Origin of the sequence: Nonomuraea sp. NPDC049421 (assembly GCF_040677005.1) — a bacterium.
Lineage (GTDB): Bacteria > Actinomycetota > Actinomycetes > Streptosporangiales > Streptosporangiaceae > Nonomuraea > Nonomuraea salmonea.
This window is the reverse complement of sequence record NZ_JBFAQA010000030.1, coordinates 49,320-69,739: the sequence shown is the minus strand read 5'-3', so window position 1 is coordinate 69,739 and position 20,420 is coordinate 49,320. Positions and strand designations below refer to the sequence as shown.

Below are 20,420 nucleotides of genomic sequence, written 5' to 3'. Positions count from 1 at the left end.
CCGGCGGGAAACCGCGGGGGCGGTCCGGACGCTCGCGCCGCCAGGGGTTGAGCAGGCAGCTCCCGGCCGAAGGCGTGGCCCGTCCGATCCTGGCGCCGATCGGGCGGCCGGACACCCCGCGCTCCTCCCTACCGTCGCCCGTTCCAGCAGGTCGTCGGCCCGGTCGTCGGCCCGGTCGTCGGCCCGGCCGTCGGCCCGGTCGTCGGCCCGGCCGTCGGCCCGGCCGTCAATGAGGCCCTCAGCGGGGCCTGCGGGCGTGGAAGACGAAGGCGGGAGGCGTGTTGCGCCACACAGTACGGCCCGGCACGACCTCCTCGAACCGCTCGGCCAGCAGCGCGCGGAAGCGCCGCGCCGAGCTGAGCGGGATCGCGTGGATGTAGGAGAACGTGGTGAACGCCGCCCCCGGGCTCATCGCCCCCGTCACCGCGCCGAGCAGCTCCCGCTGCACGTCATCGGGGAACGCCGCCCACGGCAGCCCGCTCACCACCACGTCCGCCATCCGCAGCCCGCGCTCGCCGAGCAGCTCGCCCAGCCGCGTCGCGTCGGCGTGCGCCACGTCCACCGCCGGATAACGCTCGGCCAGCAGCCGCGCCAGCTGCTCGTTCAGCTCCACCGCCAGATGGTGACCCCGGCCGTCCAGCCGCTGCTGGATCTCCGCGGTGAACGCGCCCGTGCCGGGCCCGAGTTCGACCACGATCGGCTCGCCCCGCTCGGGGATCGGCGCGCAGACGGCCGCCGCCAGCCGCCGCGAGCTGGGCGCGACCGCGCCGATCGTGGCGGGGGAGCGCAGGAACTGTCCGATGAACAGTGCGGTGTCGTTGGGCATGCCCTGAATGTAGGCGCTGGTCGCCGCCGATCGCTCCGCCCTCCGGGCGGACCTGCGGCCACTTGGAGGAGGCGGGGTCCTCCGCGCGGAGGATCAGCCGGTGGAGCGGTGCGGATACGGTGTGGTGCATGCGTTGGCGTGGTGTGCCGCTCGATGTCCTGCTCGCGGCCTCGGGGGTGGCCCTCGACCTGCTGACCACGGCACACGCGGGCGACACCGACGTCCTGCCCGCCGAGGCGAACATCCCCATGGCGCTGCTGGTCGGCCTGCCCATGGGGCTCGTCCGCCACCGGCCGGTCCTCGTCACCCTCTACCTGGCGGCCATGCTCGCCACCACCGACCAGCTCGGCTCGTTCACCTCCAACACCGCGCAGATCCTGCTCTGCGTGGCGCTCGGCGTGGCCGGATACCTCGCCCGCGCCCGCGCCACCGCCCTCGCCGTCGTCGCCGCCATCGTCGCCACCGCCTTCAACATCGCCGACCCCGGCATCGCGCTCACCGGCAACACGTGGATGTACTCCGTGCTGCTGCCTGTCTTCCCCGCCGTGCTCGGCGGCTACCTGCGCAGCTCGGCCGAGCGGCTCGACGAGCGCGACGTCACCCCCGACGCGCTGCTCGCCGCCGGCGGCGTCGCCATCACCGTGCTCAGCACGTGGACGTCCTGGCACTCCGGCGCCCAGCCCGTCTGGGTCGTCGGGCTGCTCGCCGTGGTCGGCGGCCTGTCGCTCGGCGTCGCCAGGCGGCTGCCCGGGCTGGTCTTCCTGCTGCAGGGCGTGCTGCTCGTCTCCGCCGACGCCTACCTCAACCAGGCGGTCAACACCTGCGTGATCCTCACCCTGATCGCGATCGGCGTGTTCGCGATGCGGGTGGTGTCGTGGGCCTGGACGGTGGCCGCGTACCTGACCGGCTGCCTGCTCACCGCCATCGCCGTCGTCGGCGACGACACCTCCATCACCGGCTTCCGCGTCGGCGTGCTCATGACGCTCGTCGCCACGCCCATCGCGATCGGCCGTTACCTCGGCATGCGCCGTGCCGCCGCCGCGTCCGAGCGGCTGCGCGCCGAGGAGGCCGCCCGCGCCGCCGTCGCCCAGGTGCGCGCCGACCAGCTCGCCGAGCGCGAGCGCATCGCCCGCGACGTGCACGACATCGTCGCCCACCACGTCGGCGCCATGGTGCTGCGGGCCAGCGCCGCCCGCTACACCGCGCCCGACGGCCCCGTCGCCGACGCGCTCAACGACATCCGCGAGACGGGACACCAGGTGCTGCAGGACCTGCGCGACCTGCTCGACCTGCTGCGCGACCCCGAGCGCCAGCCCGACCTGCTGGCCAACCCGGCCGACGTCGTCCGCGAGTCCGCCGAACGCATGGCCGCCGCCGGCCTCGTCGTGGACCTCGACCTCGACCCGGCCACCGACCAGACCCCGCTCATCGCCCGCGCCTCCGCGGCCAGAATCGTCCAGGAAGGACTCACCAACGTGCTCAAACACGCCGGCCCAGGCACCCGGGTCCGCGTATCCGTGACCCCCTCGGAAGAGGGGCTCGCCGTCGAGGTCCGCAACGGCCGCCCGCCGACCGCCATCGAGCGCCTGCCCTCCTCCGGCCGGGGTCTGGCGGGCATGCGCGAGCGGGTCCGCACCCTCGGCGGCACCCTCAGCGCCGGGCCCGACGGCGAGGGCGGCTGGCTGCTCGCCGTCCACCTGCCCACCCGCCTGTCCCCGGGGAGCGCCGCGTGATCCGCGTGCTGGTGGCCGACGACCAGGCGCTCGTCCGCGCGGGCGTGCGCATGCTGCTGCAGGCCACGGGCGACATGGAGGTCGTGGGCGAGGCCGAGGACGGCGCCGAGGCCGTCCGCCTGGCGGAGCGCCACCTGCCCGACGTCATCCTCATGGACCTGCGCATGCCCAGAGTCGACGGGCTGGAGGCCATCAGGCGGGTGCTCGCCGCCCGGCCGGGCGCCAGGATCGTCGTGCTGACCACGTTCGCCGAGGACGGCAACGTCTACGCCGCCCTGCGCGCCGGCGCCGTCGGCTTCCTCGTCAAGGACGACGACCCCGAGCGCATGGTCGAGGCCGTGCGCAGGGCCGCGGCGGGCGAGCAGCTCCTCGCCCCCTCGGTGCTGCGCCGGGTCGTCGAACGCTTCCTCGCCGCCGAGGAGCAGGCCGCGCCCGCCGCACCGCCCGGACTGACCGAGCGCGAGCTGGAGGTGCTCGCCCTGGTCGGGACCGGCCTGTCCAACGCGGAGATCGCCGAGGAGCTGCACGTCGGCGTCACCACGGTCAAGACCCACATCGCGGCCGCGATGGAGAAACTCGGCCTGCGCAACCGCATCCAGGCCGCCGTCATCGCCCACCGCACCGGCCTGGTGGACGCCTCCTTCCGCCCGGTCCGCCACCCCCGCCCCTGACCCCGTCCCTCGCGTGGGCGTCCGCCTGTGGGTGGACGCCCGCGTCACCCGGTGGGCGGACGACCGGGCCGGGGGTGGTCCGGGAGCATGTGGTCGCACATTGATCGCAGGAGCGGAAGGACCCCCCATGCAGGAGACCCTCAGTTCACAGGAGCGGCGCAGCGGCGGCGCGGACCGGATCTCCGGTGGCCTGCTCTACGGGCTGCGGCTGGCCGTCACCGGGCAGGGCGTCGCGCTCGTCGTCGCGGCGTCGTTCGCCGGGCAGGCCGTCGAGACGGCGTCGATGGGGGAGAGCCACGTCATGGCCGGCATGGTCGTCCACCTCGTGGCGCTCGTCCAGATCGTGCTGGCGGTGCTGTTCTGGCGGCCGGGACGCGGCGCGGGCTGGCCCGCCCTGGCGAGCGTGGCGCTGTTCGTCGTCGGCCTGGCCCAGCACGTCACCTGGCTGTGGCTGGGCGCCCACCTGCCCAACGGCGTGATCCTGTTCGGCCTCATCACCGCGCTGCTCATCTGGGTCTGGTCACCGGCGGCCGCCCGCCGCCGCTAAGGTCGAAGGCGTGTACGTGAAGATCTGCGGGCTGAGCGAGCCGGAACACGTCGCCACCGCCGTCGAGGCCGGCGCCGACGCCATCGGGTTCGTCATGACCAGGAGCCCGCGCCGCATCACGCCCGAGCGGGCCGCCGAGCTGGCCGCGGCGGTCCCGCCCCACGTCCTCACCGTCGGCGTCTTCCGCGGCGAGGACCCGCAGGCCGTGCGCGAGGCCGCGCTGACCTCCGGCGTACGCGCCGTCCAGCTGCACGGCAAGCACCCCCACGGCGACTTCACCGCGCTCAAGGACCTCGGGGTGCGCCTGGTCAGGGCCGTGGACGCGCAGGCCGACCTGCGCTGCGGCGCCTACGACGAAGACCTGCTCATCGTCGATGCGCCCCACGCCGGCTCCGGGCAGCCGTGGGACTGGGCGGCGGTCCGCGGCCGCCCCTCCGGTCAGTGGATGCTGGCGGGCGGCCTGGCCCCTGCCAACGTCGCCGAGGCGGTCGCCGCCGCCCGTCCGTGGGGCGTCGACGTCTCCAGCGGCGTCGAGACCGCCCCCGGCAAGAAGGACTCCACCCTCATCAGGTCCTTTCTCAAGGCGGCCCGCAGTCTCGATGTCTGACCTCCCTCCCACCCCCACTGCCCAACGCGACCCGGGCGCGCCTGAACAACCGCCCGCCGTCACCGGCGACCTGGCGCGGGTGCTCGGCTTCCTGCACGGGTTCGCCCGCCGCCGCGCGCCCCGCGTGCTGCCCGCACCGGGCGGTTTCGCCGTGCTCGACGACCGTTTCCCCGGCTCGTACGACGACAACAAGCTGATCGTCACCGAGGACGCGGACCCGGCGCTCCTGCTGAAGGCGGCCGACGACCTCCTGGCCACCAGGGGCCACCGCCTGATCTGCGTGGACGACGACCACCTCGGCACCGCCTACGCGCCCGCGTTCACCGCCGCCGGCTACGAGCGGGAGACCACGCTCGTCATGACCTTCACCGGCGGCCTCCCCCAGGCGCCGCCCCCTGCCGAGCGCCTGGAGCCGGACGAGCTGCTCCCCGTGCTGCGCCGCGGCTGGCGCCACACGCTCCCCGAGGCTCCGGAAGAGGTGATCGAGGGCCTCGCCCGCCGCGTCGAGGCTCGCGCGGCCGGCGCCGGCGTGGTGCGCTTCTACGGCGTACGCACTCCGTACGGCGAGATCGCCGCCCGCGCCGACCTGTACGTCCACGACGGCGTCGCCCAGATCGAGAACGTCTTCACCGGCCACCTCCACCGGGGCGCCGGCCACGCCCGCAACCTCATGACCGCCCTCCTCGCCGAAGCCGCGGCCCTGCTCGCCGAAAGCAGGAACGGGGGCGCGGGCGGTGCGGCCGATCGGCCCGCGGGCGGAACCGCAGGGGGAGGAACCGGCGGGAGAGAGACCACAGGGGGAGGAACCGGCGGGAGAGAGACCGCAGGGGGAGAGTCCGGCGGGGGAGAGAGCGGCCTGATCTTCCTGCTGGCCGACGCCGACGACTGGCCCCACCGCTTCTACCGCCGGCTGGGCTTCACCGAGCTGGGTCGCACCCACGCCTTCCTCCGCACCTGACGGGCCGCCGGGATCCCCTGGGGCCGATGAGACGGGGGAAGCGCGGGCCGCTGCGAGGGAGTTCCACGCAGTAGGGTCTCCTGCGTGAGCGAAACTTCCGCCGAGGACCGGATCTGGACGGTTCCTAACCTGCTGAGCTTCCTGCGCCTCCTGGGCGTGCCCGTGTTCTTCTGGCTGGTTCTCGGGCCCAAGGCCGACGGGTGGGCCATCGGGATCCTCGCGGTCGCCGGTTTCACGGACTGGCTCGACGGGAAGATCGCACGGGCGTTCAACCAGACGAGCAGGCTGGGCCGGATCATCGACCCCGCCGCGGACAAGCTCTACGTGTTCGCCACCATCATCGCCCTGCTGCTGCGCGACGTGATCCCGTGGTGGCTGGTCGTGGTCGTCCTGGGCCGCGACGTCTTTGTCGCCTGTTTCGCCCCAGTTCTTCGCAAATATGGCTATAAGGCACTTCAAGTGCATTTCCTGGGCAAGGCAGCCATGTTCAACCTCATGTACGCCTTCCCCCTGCTCTTCCTTGCCTCGCACTCCGGGTGGTATGCCGAAATAGCACGCATTGTCGGGTGGGCGTTCGCTCTGTGGGGAACGGGCCTGTACTGGTGGGCGGGGGCGCTGTATGTCGTACAGGTGCGTCAACTGGTAACGGCGGCCAGAAGGGGATGATCGGGTGAAGGCGGTCGTCATGGCGGGCGGGGAGGGCACTCGGCTGCGTCCGATGACCGCCAACCAGCCCAAGCCCCTGCTCCCTGTCGTCAACCGCCCGATCATGGAACACGTCCTGCGCCTGCTCAGGCGGCACGGCGTGACCGAGACCGTGGTGACCCTGCAGTTCCTCGCCGCCCTCGTCCGCAACTACTTCGGCGACGGCGACGAGCTGGGCATGAGCCTGCAGTACGCCACCGAGGACGTCCCGCTCGGCACGGCGGGCAGCGTCAAGAACGCCGCCGACCGCCTGCGCGACGACCGTTTCCTGGTCATCTCCGGAGATGCCCTGACGGACATCGACTTATCGGACATGATCCGTTTTCATCGTGAAAAAGGCGCGCTTGTCACGATCGGCCTGAAAAGGGTCCCCAACCCGCTCGAATTCGGGATCATCATCGTGGACGAGGAGGGCCGGGTCCAGCGCTTCCTGGAGAAGCCCACCTGGGGCCAGGTCTTCTCCGACACCGTCAACACCGGCATCTACGTCATGGAACCCGAGATCCTCGACGCCGTCGCCACCGGCGAGCCCGTCGACTGGTCCTCGGACGTCTTCCCCGCCCTCCTCCGCTCCGGCGCCGCCATCTACGGCTACGTCGCCGACGGCTACTGGGAGGACGTCGGCACCCACGACAGCTACCTCAAGGCCCAGGCCGACGCCCTGTCCGGCCGGGTCGCCCTCGACATCGGCGGCTTCGAGCTCTCACCCGGCGTGTGGGTCGCCGACTCCGCCTCCGTCGACCCCGACGCCGTGCTCAAGGGCCCGCTGCTCATCGGCGACTACGCCAAGGTCGAGGCGGGGGCCGAGCTGCGCGAGTACACCGTGCTCGGCAACAACGCCGTCGTCCGCGAGGGCGCCTTCCTGCACCGCGCGATCGTCCACGACAACGTCTACCTGGGGCCGGGCGCCCACCTGCGCGGCTGCGTCATCGGCAAGAGCACCGACGTGATGGCCGGCGCCCGCATCGAGGAGAACGCGATCATCGGCGACGAGTGCGTCATCGAAGCCGAGGCGTACGTCTCCAGCGGTGTCCGCGTCTACCCGTTCAAGACCATCGAGGCCGGCGCGGTGGTCAACACCAGCGTCATCTGGGAGTCGCGCGGCCAGCGCAACCTGTTCGGCCCGCGCGGCGTGAGCGGCCTGGTCAACGTCGAGATCACCGCCGAGCTGTGCGTCCGCCTGGCCAGCGCGTACGCCACCACCCTGAAGAAGGGCGAGTACGTCGTCACCTCCCGCGACTGCTCGCTGGCGGCCAGGGCGCTCAAGCGGGCCGTCATCGGCGCGCTCACCGCGGGCGCCATCAACGTCCTCGACCTGGAGGCCGCGCCGCTGCCCGTGACCCGCTTCCACACGGCGAGGGTGTCGGCGGCGGGCGGCATCGCGCTGCGCACCACCCCGGGCGACCCGCAGAGCGTGGACATCGTCATCATGGACGACCGCGGCGCGGACCTGCCGCCGGCCGCCCAGCGCAAGCTGGAGCGGGTCTTCTCCCGCCAGGAGTTCCGCCGCGCCTTCCCCGGTGAGATCGCCGAGCTGGCCTACCCGGCGCGGGCGGTCGAGGACTACACCCACGAGCTGCTGCGCCACGTCGGCGTGAGCGGCGTCAGGGACATGAAGGTCGTCGTCGACTGCGCGGGCGGCACCTCCTCGCTGGTGCTGCCCACGCTGCTGGCCAGGGTCGGCGTCGAGGTGCTCACGGTCAACGCCAGGCTCGACGACGTCTCGCCCACCGAGACGCTGGCCGAGCGCCGCCGCGACCTGCAACGTCTGTCGGAGCTGGTCAGCTCCTCAAGGGCGGCGTTCGGGGTGCGGTTCGACCCCGTGGGTGAGCGCATCGCCCTGGTGGACGAGAAGGGCCAGCTCATCAGCGAGGAACGCGCCCTGCTCGTCGTGCTCGACCTGGTGGCCGCCGAGCGGCGGGGCGGACAGGTGGCGCTGCCGGTCACCACGACCAGGGTCGCCGAGCAGGTCTGCCGCTTCCACGGCGTCCAGGTGCGGTGGACCCCCACCGCGCTCGACGCGCTCACCTCGGCCGCCGCGGGGCCCGACATGATCTTCGCAGCCGACGGGCGCGGCGGGTTCGTGGTGCCCGAGTTCAGCCCGGCCATCGACGGGCTGGCCGCGTTCATGCGGCTGCTCGGGCTGGTGGCCCGCACCCGGCTGTCGCTCAGCCAGATCGACGCGCGCATCCCGGAGGTCAGGCTGCTCAGGCGGACGGTGCCGACGCCGTGGGCGGCCAAGGGCGCGGTCATGCGCTCGGTCATCGAGGCGGCCGAGGCCGAGCCCGACGGACACCGCGTCGACACCACCGACGGGGTGCGCGTGGCGCGCGACGACGGGAGCTGGGTGCTGGTGCTGCCCGCCGCCGCCGAGCCGGTCACCGACCTGTGGGCCGAGGCGGGCGACATGGACGGCGCCCAGGCCCTGCTCGAACGCTGGGCCCGCGTCGTCGAGCAGGCGGCCGGGTGACACCCGCACGCAGAGTGATCGGAAAGTGTTCGCCGATGACGTGCCCAGAGAGTGCCGCAAGATCGTAATGTAGAAACGCGCGGCGGCATGGACCACGGGGCGGGGGCGGCGGTAACTTTATCTGCGTCCGAACCACAGTGCAGCGCCCCGCCTTGACCTTTGCCGCTGATCAGCGTAAGTTGCGGCATTCGCAAACGTGAAAAAGCGAAGCGAGGCGCGCCCAGAGCACCGTCGCCGCGTCTTCGCGGTAGGAGGCCGAGCCGATCGATGCCGAGCGTCTACTGCACGCAGTGCGGGCACGCCAACCCCGAGGATGCCCGTTTCTGTTCCCGTTGTGGGTCGCCGCTGACCAGACCCGAGGTCGCCGGGGACACCACCTCGACGATCTCCATAGCGGGAATCGAGGCGTACGAGGCTGAGACCGGTGACATGCTTCTGGCCGAGCGGGCGATCGTCGAGCAGCTCCCGCCCGGCGCGGCGTTGCTCACGGTGACCAGGGGCCCCAATCAGGGGAGCCGCTTCCGGCTGGACAAAGACCTCACCACGACGGGGCGCCATCCCGAGAGCGACATCTTCCTCGACGACATCACGGTCTCGCGCCGCCACGTCGAGTTCTACCGCCATCGCGGCGGCCAGTTCTCGGTGCGCGACGTGGGCAGCCTCAACGGCACCTATGTCAATCGGGAACGCATCGAGGAGGTTCCTTTGCACTCGGGAGACGAGGTGCAGATCGGCAAGTTCCGCCTTCTCTTCCTGATGCGGGGCAACTCCGGCGTATGACTTCTCAGGCGGCACGCTCGCACATGAGCATCGGGGAAGTGCTCGCGCTCCTGCAGGGCGAGTTCCCCGATGTGACGATCTCCAAGATCAGGTTCTTGGAGGGCGAAGGGCTGATCGAGCCCGAGCGCAGCCCCTCCGGCTACCGTAAGTTCACGCATCTGCACGTCGAGCAGCTGCGCTTCATCCTGACCGAGCAGCGCGACCACTACCTGCCGCTGCGCGTGATCAAGGACAAGATGGCCGAGAGCTTCGGCCGCCCGCGCGCGGTGCAGCAGGCGCAGGAGGTCAAGCTCAGCAGGGCCGAGCTGCTCGAGGCGGCGGGCATCGACGACGAGACGCTCACCGAGCTGGAGGACTACGGCCTGCTGGTCCCGGTGGCCAGGCGCTACGACGAAGAGGCGCTCAAGGTGGCCCGCACCGTGGGCGCCCTGGCCAGGTTCGGTCTGCACGCCCGTCATCTGCGGGCGGTCAAGGCGGCGGCCGAGCGCGAGGCGGGACTGGTCGAGCAGACCGTCGCCCCGATACTCAAACGGCGCCGCCCCGGAGCCATCGGCGAGGCCGACGAGGTGGCCCGCGAACTGTCCACTCTCCTGCTCGACCTGCACGCATCCCTTGTGCGCACGGGGGTCCGGTCGGCCCTGGGTCGTTGATACCGGAGCGAGCTGGGAGGCGAGGGCACATTCCAGGCCCACTGGGTGTTACGTTGAATTAAACCAGTCAGCAGAAGCGATGTTCGAAGAGCTGTGCCGGGTGACCGGTCAGGAATACGGAGCAGCCCGTGTTGCAGATGGAGGTCGTGGGCGTTCGAGTTGAAATGCCCACAAATCAGCCGATCGTCTTGCTCAAGGAGGCACACGGGGAGCGGTTCCTTCCTATATGGATCGGCATGACCGAGGCCACGGCCATCGCCCTGGCCCAGGCGGAGGAGCCGCCGCCGCGGCCGCTCACCCATGATCTCTTCCGAGACGTGCTGAGCGCCTTGGGCGTCGGCCTGCGCGCGGTCAACATCGTCGCCCTGCGCGACGGCATCTTCTTCGCCGATCTGGTCTTCTCCAACGGCGTGGAGGTGAGCGCGCGGCCGTCCGACTCGATCGCGCTCGCCCTGCGCACGGGGGCGCGCATCTTCGCCAGCGAAGAGGTCGTCCAGGAGGCCGGGGTGATCATCCCCGACGACCAGGAGGACGAGGTGGAGAAGTTCAGGGAGTTCCTTGACACGATCACTCCCGAGGACTTCGGCAGGGCGGGGTAGGTATTTCAGTGCATTTACGCTTCACGACGCGCCGAGCCGGATCGTTGACTGAGCATGGTCACAGTCCTACGGTGCAAGTGAAACCCGTGGCCGCCCTTTACGAACCCCCAGATCAGGCCACGGGATGAGAGAAAGCCGGAGGTCCGCGTGGCGGTCAGCAGCGGCGAGGGAAAGACGGCCGGCCAGGAAGATCCGGTGCGGCGCGAGAGCGCGCGGCAGCGTGCCGGGGAGCAGGGCCTGCTCTTCGACGAGCAGCCGACGGCGCTGCCGGACGACATCGGATACCGCGGGCCCACGGCCTGCGCCGCGGCCGGCATCACCTACAGGCAGCTCGACTACTGGGCGCGCACGGGCCTGGTGGAGCCCACGATCAGGGCCGCGCACGGCTCGGGCTCGCAGCGGCTCTACAGCTTCCGCGACATCCTGGTGCTCAAGGTCGTCAAGCGGCTCCTCGACACCGGGGTGTCGCTGCAGCAGATCCGTACGGCAGTCCAGCACCTGCGTGATCGCGGGGTCGCCGACCTCGCCCAGATCACGCTCATGAGCGACGGCGTCAGCGTCTACGAGTGCACCTCGGCGGACGAGGTCATAGATCTTCTCCAGGGCGGGCAGGGCGTGTTCGGCATCGCGCTCGGCCGGGTCTGGCGGGAGGTCGAGGGCTCCCTCGCGGAGCTGCCGGGGGAACGCGCGGCGGTCGAGGACACCGTCCCGGCCGACCACCCCGCTGACGAACTGGCCCGCAGGCGGCGCGCCCGCCGCATCGGCTGACCTGATCCCGCCTCTCACGTTCGCGCCGGGTTCCACGCTGCCCAGGACAGGGCACGCACCGGCGCGAAGCGGCGACGGAGCGTCACCAGCGGTCCGGCCCTCACCGCCGGACCTGCGGTGAAGTGCGCCCATAAGGGCGGGTCCGGTGCACGGCAATCCCGGCTTACCGTAGTAATCTAGGACAGCAAGGCTGACGACCCCGTGCGGGAGAGTCCCCGGTCCCTCCGGTCCGGGGCGCCGAAGGAGCAACCCTCCCCGGAATCTCTCAGGCAACCGGTACCGCTCGGGCGAGGCAACTCTGGAAAGCAGGCGCGCCCGCCAGGCGTGCCTCACCGACGGTGCAAGCCCTGCACAGGGGTGAAGCTCTCAGGTCGCGGCGCACCACGTGGGGCCGCGCTGACAGAGGGGGAGATCCGGCACTCGCCCGCGCCCCGGCGCCGGTCTCCGTAAGCCTCGGGAGGCACACCCATGACCGATCTGTCAGCTCCGCCGTTCTCGTCCAGGCATATCGGCCCCTCCGAGCCCGAGCAGCAGCGCATGCTCGAGGCCGTGGGCTTCGAGTCCGTCGCCGACCTCGTGGCCGTCGCCGTGCCCGAGTCGATCAGGGCCAAGGACCGGCTCAGGCTGCCCGCCGCCATCGGCGAGGCCGAGGCCATCGCCGAGCTGCGCGCCCTGGCCGGCCGCAACCAGGTGCTCACCTCCATGATCGGCCTGGGCTACTACGACACCGTCACCCCCGCCGTCATCCGCCGCAACCTGCTGGAGAACCCGGGCTGGTACACCGCCTACACGCCGTACCAGCCGGAGATCTCGCAGGGCCGGCTCGAGGCGCTGCTGAACTTCCAGACCGTCGTCTCCGACCTGACCGGCCTGCCCGTCGCCGGCGCGTCCCTGCTGGACGAGGGCACCGCCGCGGCCGAGGCCATGACGCTGGCCCGGCGGGCCGGCAAGAGCAAGAGCGACGTGTTCGTGGTGGACGCCGACGCGCTGCCGCAGACCAAGGCCGTGCTCGCCACCAGGGCGGAGCCGCTCGGCATCACGCTCGTCGAGCACTCCCTGGACGGCGAGCTGCCCGAGTGCTTCGGCGTCCTCGTGCAGTACCCGGGCGCCTCCGGGCGGCTGCGCGACTTCCGCGCCGTGGCCGCCGCCGCGCACGAGGCGGGCGCGCTCGTCGTGGCCGCCGCCGACCTGCTGGCCCTGACGCTGATCACGGCCCCGGGCGAGCTGGGCGCCGACATCGCCGTCGGGTCCTCGCAGCGCTTCGGCGTGCCGTTCGGGTTCGGCGGGCCGCACGCGGCGTACATGTCCGTACGCGAGGGGCTGCAGCGCCAGCTCCCCGGCCGCCTGGTCGGCGTGTCCTTGGACGCCGACGGCGACCCCGCGTACCGGCTGGCCCTGCAGACCCGCGAGCAGCACATCCGCCGCGAGAAGGCCACCAGCAACATCTGCACCGCCCAGGTGCTCCTGGCCGTCATCGCCGGCATGTACGCCGTCTACCACGGCCCCGAGGGCCTGCGCGGCATCGCCCGCCGCGTGCACCGCCACGCCACCGCCCTGGCCGAGAGCCTCAAGGGCGCCGGCGTCGAGGTCGTGCACGGCGAGTTCTTCGACACCGTGCTCGCCCGCGTGCCCGGCAGGGCCGCCGCGGTCGTCGCCGCCGCCGCCGAGCGGGGCGTCAACCTCTGGCAGGTGGACGCCGACCACGTCTCCGTCGCCTGCGACGAGAAGACCGGCGCCACCGAGCTGGCCGCCGTACGCGCCGCGTTCGGCGTGACCGGCGGCACGGAGCCCGAGCAGGCCCCCGACGCGCTGCCCGGCACGCTGCTGCGCGAGAGCGACTACCTCACCCACCCGGTCTTCCACCAGCACCGCTCCGAGACCGCGATGCTGCGCTACCTGCGCAGGCTCCAGGACAAGGACATCGCGCTCGACCGGTCGATGATCCCGCTCGGCTCCTGCACGATGAAGCTGAACGCGACCACCGAGATGGAGCCCATCACCTGGCCGGAGTTCGCGGCCGTGCACCCCTACGCCCCCGAGGCGCAGGTCGAGGGCTACCGCGAGCTGATCGGCACGCTGGAGAGCTGGCTGGCCGAGGTGACCGGTTACGACGCCGTCTCCATCCAGCCGAACGCCGGCTCCCAGGGCGAGTTCGCCGGGCTGCTGGCCATCCGCGCCTACCACCGCGCCAACGGCGAGGGCGAGCGCGACGTGTGCCTCATCCCGTCCTCCGCCCACGGCACCAACGCCGCCAGCGCCGTCATGGCCGGCATGCGGGTCGTCGTCGTGGCCTGCGACGACGACGGCAACGTGGACCTGACCGACCTCGACGCCAAGATCGGCAAGCACCGCGACGCGCTGGCCGCGATCATGGTGACGTACCCGTCCACGCACGGCGTGTACGAGGAGTCCATCACCGAGGTCTGCGCCAAGGTGCACGAGGCCGGCGGCCAGGTCTACGTCGACGGCGCCAACCTCAACGCCCTCGTCGGCCTGGCCAAGCCGGGCGAGTTCGGGGCCGACGTGTCCCACCTCAACCTGCACAAGACCTTCTGCATCCCGCACGGCGGCGGCGGCCCCGGCGTCGGGCCCGTCGCGGTCCGCGCCCACCTGGCCCCCTACCTGCCCGGCCACCCGCTGCGCGGCGGCACGCCGGTGGGGCCCGTCTCCGCGGCGCCGTACGGGTCGGCGGGCATCCTGCCCATCTCGTACGCGTACGTCAGGATGATGGGCGCCGACGGCCTCACCGCCGCCACGCAGCAGGCCATCCTGTCGGCGAACTACCTCGCCCGCCGGCTGGCCCCGCACTACCCGGTGCTCTACACCGGCCGCGGCGGCCTGGTCGCCCACGAGTGCATCATCGACCTGCGGCAGGTCACCAAGGAGACCGGCGTCACCGTGGACGACGTGGCCAAGCGCCTCATCGACTACGGCTTCCACGCGCCGACCATGTCGTTCCCCGTGGCCGGCACGCTGATGATCGAGCCCACCGAGAGCGAGGACCTCGCCGAGCTCGACCGGTTCGTGGACGCCATGATCGCCATCCGCGGCGAGATCGCCAAGGTGGCCTCCGGCGACTATGACAAGACCGACAACCCGCTGCGCAACGCGCCGCACACGGCCGAGTCGGTCAGCGCCGACGAGTGGCCGCACCCCTACGGCCGCGGCGAGGCCGCCTACCCGGTGCCGTCGCTGCGTGAGGGCAAGTACTGGGTGCCGGTACGCCGCATCGACCAGGCCTACGGCGACCGCAACCTGGTGTGCTCCTGCCCGCCGCTCGAGGCGTACGAGGACTGAGCGACTCCTGGCGGGCGGGGCTCTCACCCGCCCGCCATTCGCAGGGCGTCAAGTGAGCAGACATGATCGCTCGAAGTCGTTAGGCTCAGGGCGACCGTCCCCACAAGGAGCTCCGTTGACGTCCTCAGAGCTGGAGACCTCACCTCTCGACGCCGCCCGCCGCCTGGCCGAACGCGGCGACCTCGACGCCGCCGCGGCCATCCTGGGCGAGCTGGCCGGCGACCCCGACGAGCCCGACAGGGCCCAGGCCGCCGTGGGCCTCGCCGTCGTGCTGGAGCAGCGCGGCGACGTCGAGGCCGCCAGGAGGGCCGCCAGGACCGCGCTGGCCACCGGCCACCCCGAATACGCCGCCCAGGCCGCCTGCCACCTCGCCCAGGGGTTCGAGCGCGAGGAGCGCGACGAGCAGGCCAGGGCCGCCTGGCAGGCCGTGCTGGGGGTCGGCACGCCCTCGTACGTGCCGCTCGCCCACCTCGCCCTGGCCCGGCTGGCCGTCCGCGACGGCAACCTGGAGGAGGCCGAGAAGGAGCTGCACGCGGCCATGGAGGCCGGCATGCAGGCGGGGGACGAGCGGGTAGGTGCGCACGCCGCCCAGCGGCTCGCCGACCTGATGGTCGAGCACGGAGAGCCAGGGGCGGCGGCCGAGGTGCTGCTGGACGCCCTGGAGTTCGCGCCTGAGGACGAGGTGCCGGGGCTGCGGGTGCAACTCGGCATCGCGCATCTGGAGCTCGCCTGCGCGGAGTTCGCCGAGAGCGTCGAAGGCGGCGCCGACGCCCAGACCAGCGCGCTCGCCATCGAGCTCCTGGCCCGCACCCTGCCGCTGCGCGGGCGGGCGGACGACGCCGACCGGGTGTGGACGTACGGGCTGGAACACGAGAACGAGGCCCTCGCCGCCGAAGTCCGCCTCCGCTACCACCGCGACACCTGATCCCCGCCGAGACCGGCCAGGCCCGCCGCCTGTCCTGGCACGGGCGGCTCAGTGGCGGAGGATGCCGGGCGTGCGGCCCGGGTCTGGTCGCGGCGTTCGGTGGCGCTTGAGCAGTGGCCTGGTCACAGGGACTCTCAGCGGCGGCGCATGACGGCCGCGGCGGCTGCCACGTTGACGACGACGATCGCGAGCCAGGCGATCACCAGGCCATAGCCGCCCGCGGTCGCGCCTGCGACGCCGGTCAGGGGGATGCCGAGGGCCAGTGAGCCGAGGGAGATCGGCACCATCGGCGCGGCCGGGCTGGTCCGCTTGCCCCTGGGAACGGCGTCGTGCCGTTCGAGCTCGGCGTGCACGCGGTGGGCGATGGTGGCGTCGAGGCGCTCGACGAACGAGTCGATGAGCGCGGCCTCGTACTCCGGGCCCAGATCACGACGAGCTTCGAGCGTGGCCTGCAAGTCGTCCCGGAGGGATTTGTCTGGCATGAGACCCATCATGCTCCCCTCTCGGCGCGCCGTCATCCGACCTGAGAGCTAGCGCGGGATCCTTCGCAGGTACGGTGCTGCCATGCAGGTGATGACCCCGAGAGGGCCGGCGCTGGCCGAGATCGACGAGGCCGACGACCCGCGGCTGCTGCTGGTGCTGACCCACGGCTCGGCCGGCACCGTGGACGCGCCCGACCTGCTGGCCGTGCGCGCGGCGGCGCTGGAGGCCGGGGCGACGGTGGTCCGGGTGACGCAGGCGTTCCGGGTGGCGGGGGCACGGGCGCCCGGCACGCCCGCCCGGCAGGACGAGGCGTGGGAGGTCGTCCTGGAGGACCTCCGCAAGCGCCTGCCGGACCTGCCGCTCGTGCAGGGCGGGCGGAGCAACGGGGCGCGGGTGGCCTGCCGTACGGCCAAGGCCGTCGGCGCGGCCGCCGTGGTGGCGCTGGCCTTTCCGCTGCACCCGCCGGGCAAGCCCGAACGTTCCCGCGCCGGCGAGCTGCGTGCGGCCGGGGTGGACGTGCTGGTGGTGAACGGCGACCGCGACCCGTTCGGCGTGCCCGACGCGGCGGACGCGACCCGGCTGGTGGTGCTGCCGGGGGAGGGGCACGACCTGAAACGGGACCCCGCCCGGGTGGGCGAGATCGTCGCACGATGGATCACCCGATACGCCTAGCCCTCTGGAGCCAGGCTGATTTCTCGACAGAGGCGGCGCCGAGGCCGGGAGGTTTGGGCGCTCGATTCGCTGTTCGTGAGGGCGGGTCGGCGGCCGGGAGGTGTGGTCACTCGGCCGGCCGCTCGTCGTCCCGTGCCTCAGCGGGTCCGGCCGCGCCTCGGCGGGCCGGTGGCGGTGGTGCCGGGGCGGCGTGCCCCGGCGCCCGACTTTGAGGTCAGGCCGCGCCTACGACGGGGCGGTGCGGGGCGATGGCGGTGCCGCTGGGCAGGAGCTCTCCGGTGTCCTCGAACAGGACGACGCCGTTGCAGAGCAGGCTCCACCCCTGTTCGGGGTGGCAGGCGAGGGTGCGGGCCGCTTCGCGGTCCGGCGCCTCGGCATCCGGACAGGCCGGGTCGTGCGGGCACATCGGCGTGCCTCCGATATCTCGTGGGATGCTCCCGTGATGGAGGGGCGGGAGCCGGCTCGGGTAGTTGTGCTGGCAAGTGTGCGACCTGAGTCACACGTTTCGACATAGTCCGTTAGGACTGTTACAGGAGGGTCCCCGAACCGTGTGACCTTCGACACAGCGTGCCTTATGCAGGATAACCGGCCAAGCGCGCCACGCGCATCACGTTTGCAAACCCTTGAGAAGAGCGTCGAGTCCGCGCTCGAAGTCCACATCGGCTCTTTCGTCCCGCCTGACCCATTCATCGACTTCGGGGTCCGCCCAGCCCGACTGCTGCACCTCGACCGCCACGCTGCCGAAGACGAAGGCCCGAAGTGCGCGTACGGCCTCGGCGGCGTCGGGCAGGCCCGCGTCGGTGAGCTGGTCGATCTGCTCCCTGATCGTGATCATGGTGGCGCCCTTGGGCGGCTTGGTGAGCGCGAGGGCCAGCACGCCGGGATGGTCGCGCAGCAGCTCCCTGCTCGCCCGGCACCACGCCTTGGCCGTCTCCTGCCAGGTCGGGCCTGGCTCGACGTGGACGGCCGTGACGTGCTCGGCCAGGGCGTCCATCAGCGCCTCTTTGCCCCGGGGCAGGTGGTGGTAGATGGCCATCGCCTCGACCTGCAGCGCGTCGCCCAGGCGGCGCATCGTGAGGCGGCGCAGGCCCTGGCTGTCGGCGATGTGCAGGGCGGCCTCGATGATCCGCTCGCGGGAGAGGGGGACCGGCGGTCTCTTGGCGGGCATGGTGATCATCTTACTATGTAAAGGCGCTCGGGCCGGGGCGATTTCCGCACGTGTCGCCGGACGGCGTACCCTTGGCGGTTGAACGAGTACCGACAGCGTGAAAGGGCCGGGTCGATGGCGTTTTTCCGTCCGCGGGTGAGCCGGGAGGCAGAGGTTCGCTACCACGCGGACCAGGAGATAGCCAAGAGCTTCCCCGAGTTGCTCGACAAGGCCAGAGAGGCTGAGGGCACGCTGCAGGAGCTGCGGGCCGCCGACGCCGACGAGGCCGAGCTGCGTGCCGCGGGGCTGGCGTTCGACCGCGCGCTGACCGAGGCGCTGCGTGCCGCCGAGGCGGGGCAGCGGGCCACGTTCGGGGTGAAGGCCTACGACGACCGGATCGCCCGGCGCAAGGCCAAGGCGACGCCCGAGGGCGCCATGTGGACGGCCGAGGTCAACCGGCTGCGCACGCTGCGCGAGGAGAACCGCCTCTGGGGCATCCCGCACGTCCCGTCGCGCGTCCCCGCCGCCCGCTGAGGCTCCCACGGCCCTGACGCTCCGGCGGTCAGGGTCCCGTGCATGACGAAGAGCCCCGGTGGGTCACCGGGGCTCTTCGCATGCCTACGCCCGATCCAGGCCGGGCGGGTGGTGCCAGTCCGCCCGATCGCCTGGGCGGGTGGTGTTAGCTTGCCCAGTCCAGGAGCGGGCGGGTGTTGCTGGGGTGGCGGAGCTTGGAGAGCGACTCCTTCTCGAGCTGGCGGATGCGCTCCCTGGTCAGCCCCAGGTGCTTGCCGATCTCGTCGAGGGTGTGCGGCTTGCCGTCCACGAGGCCGAAGCGCAGGGCCATGATCTTCGACTCGCGCGGCGAGAGGTTGTCGAGCACGCCGCGCAGCTGGTCGCCCAGCAGCTGGCGGTCGACGATCTCCGACGCTTCGGGGGAGTCGACGTCCTCGATGAGGTCGCCGATCGTGGTCTCGCCGTCCTCGCCGATCGTCGCGTTGAGCGAGATCGGCTGCCGGCTGGTGCGCAGCAGCTCCTCGATCTGGTCGGGCGTCTTGTCGAGCTCGACGGCCAGCTCCTCGGGCGTGGGCTCGCGGCCCAGCCGCTGGTGCATGTCACGCTCGACCCGCGACAGCTTGGACAGCATCTCCAGCACGTGTACGGGCAGCCGGATCGTCCTGGCGGAGTCGGCGAAGCCGCGCTGGATGGCCTGCCTGATCCACCACATCGCGTACGTGGAGAACTTGAAGCCCTTGGTGTAGTCGAACTTCTCCACGGCCCTGATGAGGCCCAGGTTGCCCTCCTGGACGACGTCCAGCAGGGACATGCCGCGGTCGGTGTACTTCTTGGCGACCGACACCACGAGGCGCAGGTTGGCCTCCAGCATGTGGTCCTTGGCCTGCTTGCCGTCCTCGACGACGAGGTGGAGGTCCTCGCGCGCGGATTCGGGCAGGTCGGGCTGGGTCTCCAGCTTGTACTCCGCGTACAGGCCGGCCTCGATGCGCCGGGCCAGCTCGACCTCCTGGGCGGCGGTGAGCAGGGTGCGGCGGCCGATGGACTTGAGGTAGGTGTGCACCGAGTCGCCCATGACGGACGCGGTGTCGTCCAGGTCGAGCGGCTCGTTGTCGGCGTCGGGGTCCTCACCGTTGACGGCGAGGTCCTCGGGGACGTCCTCCGCGTGCTCCGGCTTCGTTCCGGGGACCGTCCGCGTCTTCGCGGAGGTTTTTGCCTCGCCGGCCTTGCGGCCGGTAGTCTTTGCCCGCGAGGTGCTCTTCCTGGTGGTGGCCTTCTCGGGCGTGGGGGCGGTGGTGCTGAGCGACGGTTCGTTCTCGGCGGCCAGGCTCACGCCGGCCTCTGACAGTTCGCGCAGGATCGTGCGGCCTTCAGAGGGGCTGATACCGGCCTCCGCGAAAGCGTCACGCAGCTCCGCCAGAGAGAGGTGACCCTGGTTTCGCCCTCGTTCAATCAGCTGGTCGAGAGTTACGGGTGGGGTCGCCACGGCGGTTCTGGGCATGAGGACACCTCCTCCGTACGGAGTGGAAGCGATCAGGCAGGTTGTGGTGGGGCGGGTTCGCGTCCGCACGGCGCACCAGTATCAATAACGCCAATCGCCGTCATTTGTTCCCGTGCGCATTGATGCGGGGTGGAAAGGGGCGGATCGCCCACATAGCCAACCGCCCCGCCCCGAGTCTTATTCCGGCAGGCCGGCGATCTCTCCCGACTCGACCTCGCCGGAACGACGCCCGCCCGGCGCCGCGTCACTGGTCTCCAGCTTGCCCACCTCGGGCATCGGCATCGGCTGGGCGTCCTCCATCCGCTGGTCGCTCCAGTATCTGAGCACCTCGCGGGGGTCTGGGTTGACCTCTGTGGAGACCACGACGCCGTCGGTGGTCTCGGGACGCGGCTGCTCGCCGGTCTTCTCGATCTGGGCTCGGGTCTCCCTCGCGACCTGGTCGAGCTTGCCCGCCGAAGCGGCCGCCGCGACAGAGGCACCTCCGACGACGATGACGCCGACGACGGCCGCGGATGCCCACATCTTGCGGGTCTGGTCCATGAAGGCTCCCTCCTTCTCCCCCACTATGACG

21 protein-coding genes and 1 riboswitch are annotated in these 20,420 nt (G+C 71.8%); of the genes, 15 read left to right on the top strand and 6 right to left on the bottom strand.

Annotated elements, in window-relative coordinates:
- Positions 1–238: 238 nt before the first annotated feature.
- Entirely contained in the window at positions 239–826 is a 588-nt protein-coding gene (locus tag AB0K18_RS38845) for an SAM-dependent methyltransferase (RefSeq protein ID WP_364925173.1), read from the bottom strand.
- A 128-nt stretch (positions 827–954) separates the two neighbouring features.
- Between AB0K18_RS38845 and AB0K18_RS38840 the strand changes: the two genes are divergently transcribed.
- From AB0K18_RS38840 to AB0K18_RS38780, 13 genes are all read left to right on the top strand, one after another.
- Positions 955–2,559 (top strand): histidine kinase, encoded by a 1,605-nt coding sequence (locus tag AB0K18_RS38840; protein ID WP_364925169.1) that lies wholly within the window; start codon positions 955–957, stop codon positions 2,557–2,559.
- Entirely contained in the window at positions 2,556–3,230 is a 675-nt protein-coding gene (locus AB0K18_RS38835; protein ID WP_355422561.1) for a response regulator transcription factor, read from the top strand. Before AB0K18_RS38840 ends, AB0K18_RS38835 begins: the two co-directional genes overlap by 4 nt.
- A gap of 127 nt (positions 3,231–3,357) precedes the next feature.
- Positions 3,358–3,777, top strand: a complete 420-nt coding sequence (locus tag AB0K18_RS38830) for a hypothetical protein (RefSeq protein WP_364925166.1) — start codon at positions 3,358–3,360, stop codon at positions 3,775–3,777.
- 10 nt (positions 3,778–3,787) lie between these two features.
- Positions 3,788–4,384 carry a phosphoribosylanthranilate isomerase gene (locus AB0K18_RS38825; protein ID WP_364925164.1) on the top strand — a complete coding sequence of 199 codons (597 nt, stop codon included), beginning with the start codon at positions 3,788–3,790 and terminating at the stop codon, positions 4,382–4,384.
- Complete coding sequence (locus tag AB0K18_RS38820; protein WP_364925162.1) at positions 4,377–5,342, top strand: hypothetical protein; 966 nt, start codon at positions 4,377–4,379, stop codon at positions 5,340–5,342. Before AB0K18_RS38825 ends, AB0K18_RS38820 begins: the two co-directional genes overlap by 8 nt.
- Positions 5,343–5,426: 84 nt before the next feature.
- Positions 5,427–6,008 carry a CDP-alcohol phosphatidyltransferase family protein gene (locus tag AB0K18_RS38815; protein ID WP_364375929.1) on the top strand — a complete coding sequence of 194 codons (582 nt, stop codon included), beginning with the start codon at positions 5,427–5,429 and terminating at the stop codon, positions 6,006–6,008.
- A gap of 4 nt (positions 6,009–6,012) precedes the next feature.
- The gene (locus tag AB0K18_RS38810; protein WP_364925159.1) at positions 6,013–8,517 is read left to right on the top strand and encodes a mannose-1-phosphate guanyltransferase; all 2,505 of its coding nucleotides are present in this window, start codon (positions 6,013–6,015) and stop codon (positions 8,515–8,517) included.
- A gap of 267 nt (positions 8,518–8,784) precedes the next feature.
- Complete coding sequence (locus AB0K18_RS38805; RefSeq protein ID WP_345403567.1) at positions 8,785–9,297, top strand: FHA domain-containing protein; 513 nt, start codon at positions 8,785–8,787, stop codon at positions 9,295–9,297.
- 23 nt (positions 9,298–9,320) lie between these two features.
- The gene (locus AB0K18_RS38800) at positions 9,321–9,947 is read left to right on the top strand and encodes a MerR family transcriptional regulator (protein ID WP_364925157.1); all 627 of its coding nucleotides are present in this window, start codon (positions 9,321–9,323) and stop codon (positions 9,945–9,947) included.
- Between the two features lie 128 nt (positions 9,948–10,075).
- On the top strand, positions 10,076–10,546 hold the full coding sequence (locus AB0K18_RS38795; protein ID WP_090771501.1) for a bifunctional nuclease family protein: 471 nt from the start codon (positions 10,076–10,078) through the stop codon (positions 10,544–10,546).
- 147 nt (positions 10,547–10,693) lie between these two features.
- The gene (locus tag AB0K18_RS38790) at positions 10,694–11,314 is read left to right on the top strand and encodes a MerR family transcriptional regulator (protein ID WP_345403573.1); all 621 of its coding nucleotides are present in this window, start codon (positions 10,694–10,696) and stop codon (positions 11,312–11,314) included.
- Between the two features lie 194 nt (positions 11,315–11,508).
- A riboswitch (glycine riboswitch) is annotated at positions 11,509–11,606 on the top strand.
- A 176-nt stretch (positions 11,607–11,782) separates the two neighbouring features.
- Complete coding sequence (gene gcvP / locus AB0K18_RS38785) at positions 11,783–14,611, top strand: aminomethyl-transferring glycine dehydrogenase (RefSeq protein ID WP_364925155.1); 2,829 nt, start codon at positions 11,783–11,785, stop codon at positions 14,609–14,611.
- A 115-nt stretch (positions 14,612–14,726) separates the two neighbouring features.
- Positions 14,727–15,536, top strand: a complete 810-nt coding sequence (locus AB0K18_RS38780) for a tetratricopeptide repeat protein (RefSeq protein ID WP_364925153.1) — start codon at positions 14,727–14,729, stop codon at positions 15,534–15,536.
- A gap of 134 nt (positions 15,537–15,670) precedes the next feature.
- Here the strand turns inward: AB0K18_RS38780 and AB0K18_RS38775 are convergent, their stop codons facing one another.
- Entirely contained in the window at positions 15,671–16,018 is a 348-nt protein-coding gene (locus AB0K18_RS38775; RefSeq protein ID WP_364925150.1) for a hypothetical protein, read from the bottom strand.
- 82 nt (positions 16,019–16,100) lie between these two features.
- On the opposite strand from AB0K18_RS38775, the gene AB0K18_RS38770 reads away from it, so the two are divergent.
- Complete coding sequence (locus AB0K18_RS38770; protein WP_364925148.1) at positions 16,101–16,691, top strand: alpha/beta family hydrolase; 591 nt, start codon at positions 16,101–16,103, stop codon at positions 16,689–16,691.
- Between the two features lie 214 nt (positions 16,692–16,905).
- Here the strand turns inward: AB0K18_RS38770 and AB0K18_RS38765 are convergent, their stop codons facing one another.
- Positions 16,906–17,097: a DUF5999 family protein gene (locus AB0K18_RS38765; protein ID WP_080040273.1), complete on the bottom strand. Its 192-nt coding sequence runs from the start codon at positions 17,095–17,097 to the stop codon at positions 16,906–16,908.
- A gap of 201 nt (positions 17,098–17,298) precedes the next feature.
- Positions 17,299–17,859: a TetR/AcrR family transcriptional regulator C-terminal domain-containing protein gene (locus AB0K18_RS38760; protein WP_355422528.1), complete on the bottom strand. Its 561-nt coding sequence runs from the start codon at positions 17,857–17,859 to the stop codon at positions 17,299–17,301.
- A gap of 135 nt (positions 17,860–17,994) precedes the next feature.
- On the opposite strand from AB0K18_RS38760, the gene AB0K18_RS38755 reads away from it, so the two are divergent.
- Positions 17,995–18,372, top strand: a complete 378-nt coding sequence (locus AB0K18_RS38755) for a hypothetical protein (RefSeq protein ID WP_364925144.1) — start codon at positions 17,995–17,997, stop codon at positions 18,370–18,372.
- A 145-nt stretch (positions 18,373–18,517) separates the two neighbouring features.
- On the opposite strand, the gene AB0K18_RS38750 is transcribed toward AB0K18_RS38755, so the two are convergent.
- Positions 18,518–19,849 carry an RNA polymerase sigma factor gene (locus AB0K18_RS38750; RefSeq protein WP_364925141.1) on the bottom strand — a complete coding sequence of 444 codons (1,332 nt, stop codon included), beginning with the start codon at positions 19,847–19,849 and terminating at the stop codon, positions 18,518–18,520.
- A gap of 177 nt (positions 19,850–20,026) precedes the next feature.
- A complete protein-coding gene (locus AB0K18_RS38745) occupies positions 20,027–20,389 on the bottom strand; it encodes a hypothetical protein (protein ID WP_364925138.1) in 363 nt (120 codons plus the stop codon).
- Positions 20,390–20,420 lie beyond the last annotated feature (31 nt).

What these genes read in the sequence shown, in the direction of transcription:
- AB0K18_RS38845 (WP_364925173.1), bottom strand. Translation starts at nt 826, where the DNA reads ATGCCCAACGACACCGCACTGTTCATCGGACAGTTCCTGCGCTCCCCC.
- AB0K18_RS38770 (WP_364925148.1), top strand. Translation starts at nt 16,101, where the DNA reads ATGCAGGTGATGACCCCGAGAGGGCCGGCGCTGGCCGAGATCGACGAG.
- AB0K18_RS38820 (WP_364925162.1), top strand. Translation starts at nt 4,377, where the DNA reads ATGTCTGACCTCCCTCCCACCCCCACTGCCCAACGCGACCCGGGCGCG.
- gcvP (WP_364925155.1), top strand. Translation starts at nt 11,783, where the DNA reads ATGACCGATCTGTCAGCTCCGCCGTTCTCGTCCAGGCATATCGGCCCC.
- AB0K18_RS38800 (WP_364925157.1), top strand. Translation starts at nt 9,321, where the DNA reads ATGAGCATCGGGGAAGTGCTCGCGCTCCTGCAGGGCGAGTTCCCCGAT.
- AB0K18_RS38830 (WP_364925166.1), top strand. Translation starts at nt 3,358, where the DNA reads ATGCAGGAGACCCTCAGTTCACAGGAGCGGCGCAGCGGCGGCGCGGAC.
- AB0K18_RS38760 (WP_355422528.1), bottom strand. Translation starts at nt 17,859, where the DNA reads ATGCCCGCCAAGAGACCGCCGGTCCCCCTCTCCCGCGAGCGGATCATC.
- AB0K18_RS38805 (WP_345403567.1), top strand. Translation starts at nt 8,785, where the DNA reads ATGCCGAGCGTCTACTGCACGCAGTGCGGGCACGCCAACCCCGAGGAT.
- AB0K18_RS38750 (WP_364925141.1), bottom strand. Translation starts at nt 19,849, where the DNA reads ATGCCCAGAACCGCCGTGGCGACCCCACCCGTAACTCTCGACCAGCTG.
- AB0K18_RS38840 (WP_364925169.1), top strand. Translation starts at nt 955, where the DNA reads ATGCGTTGGCGTGGTGTGCCGCTCGATGTCCTGCTCGCGGCCTCGGGG.
- AB0K18_RS38765 (WP_080040273.1), bottom strand. Translation starts at nt 17,097, where the DNA reads ATGTGCCCGCACGACCCGGCCTGTCCGGATGCCGAGGCGCCGGACCGC.
- AB0K18_RS38745 (WP_364925138.1), bottom strand. Translation starts at nt 20,389, where the DNA reads ATGGACCAGACCCGCAAGATGTGGGCATCCGCGGCCGTCGTCGGCGTC.
- AB0K18_RS38775 (WP_364925150.1), bottom strand. Translation starts at nt 16,018, where the DNA reads ATGCCAGACAAATCCCTCCGGGACGACTTGCAGGCCACGCTCGAAGCT.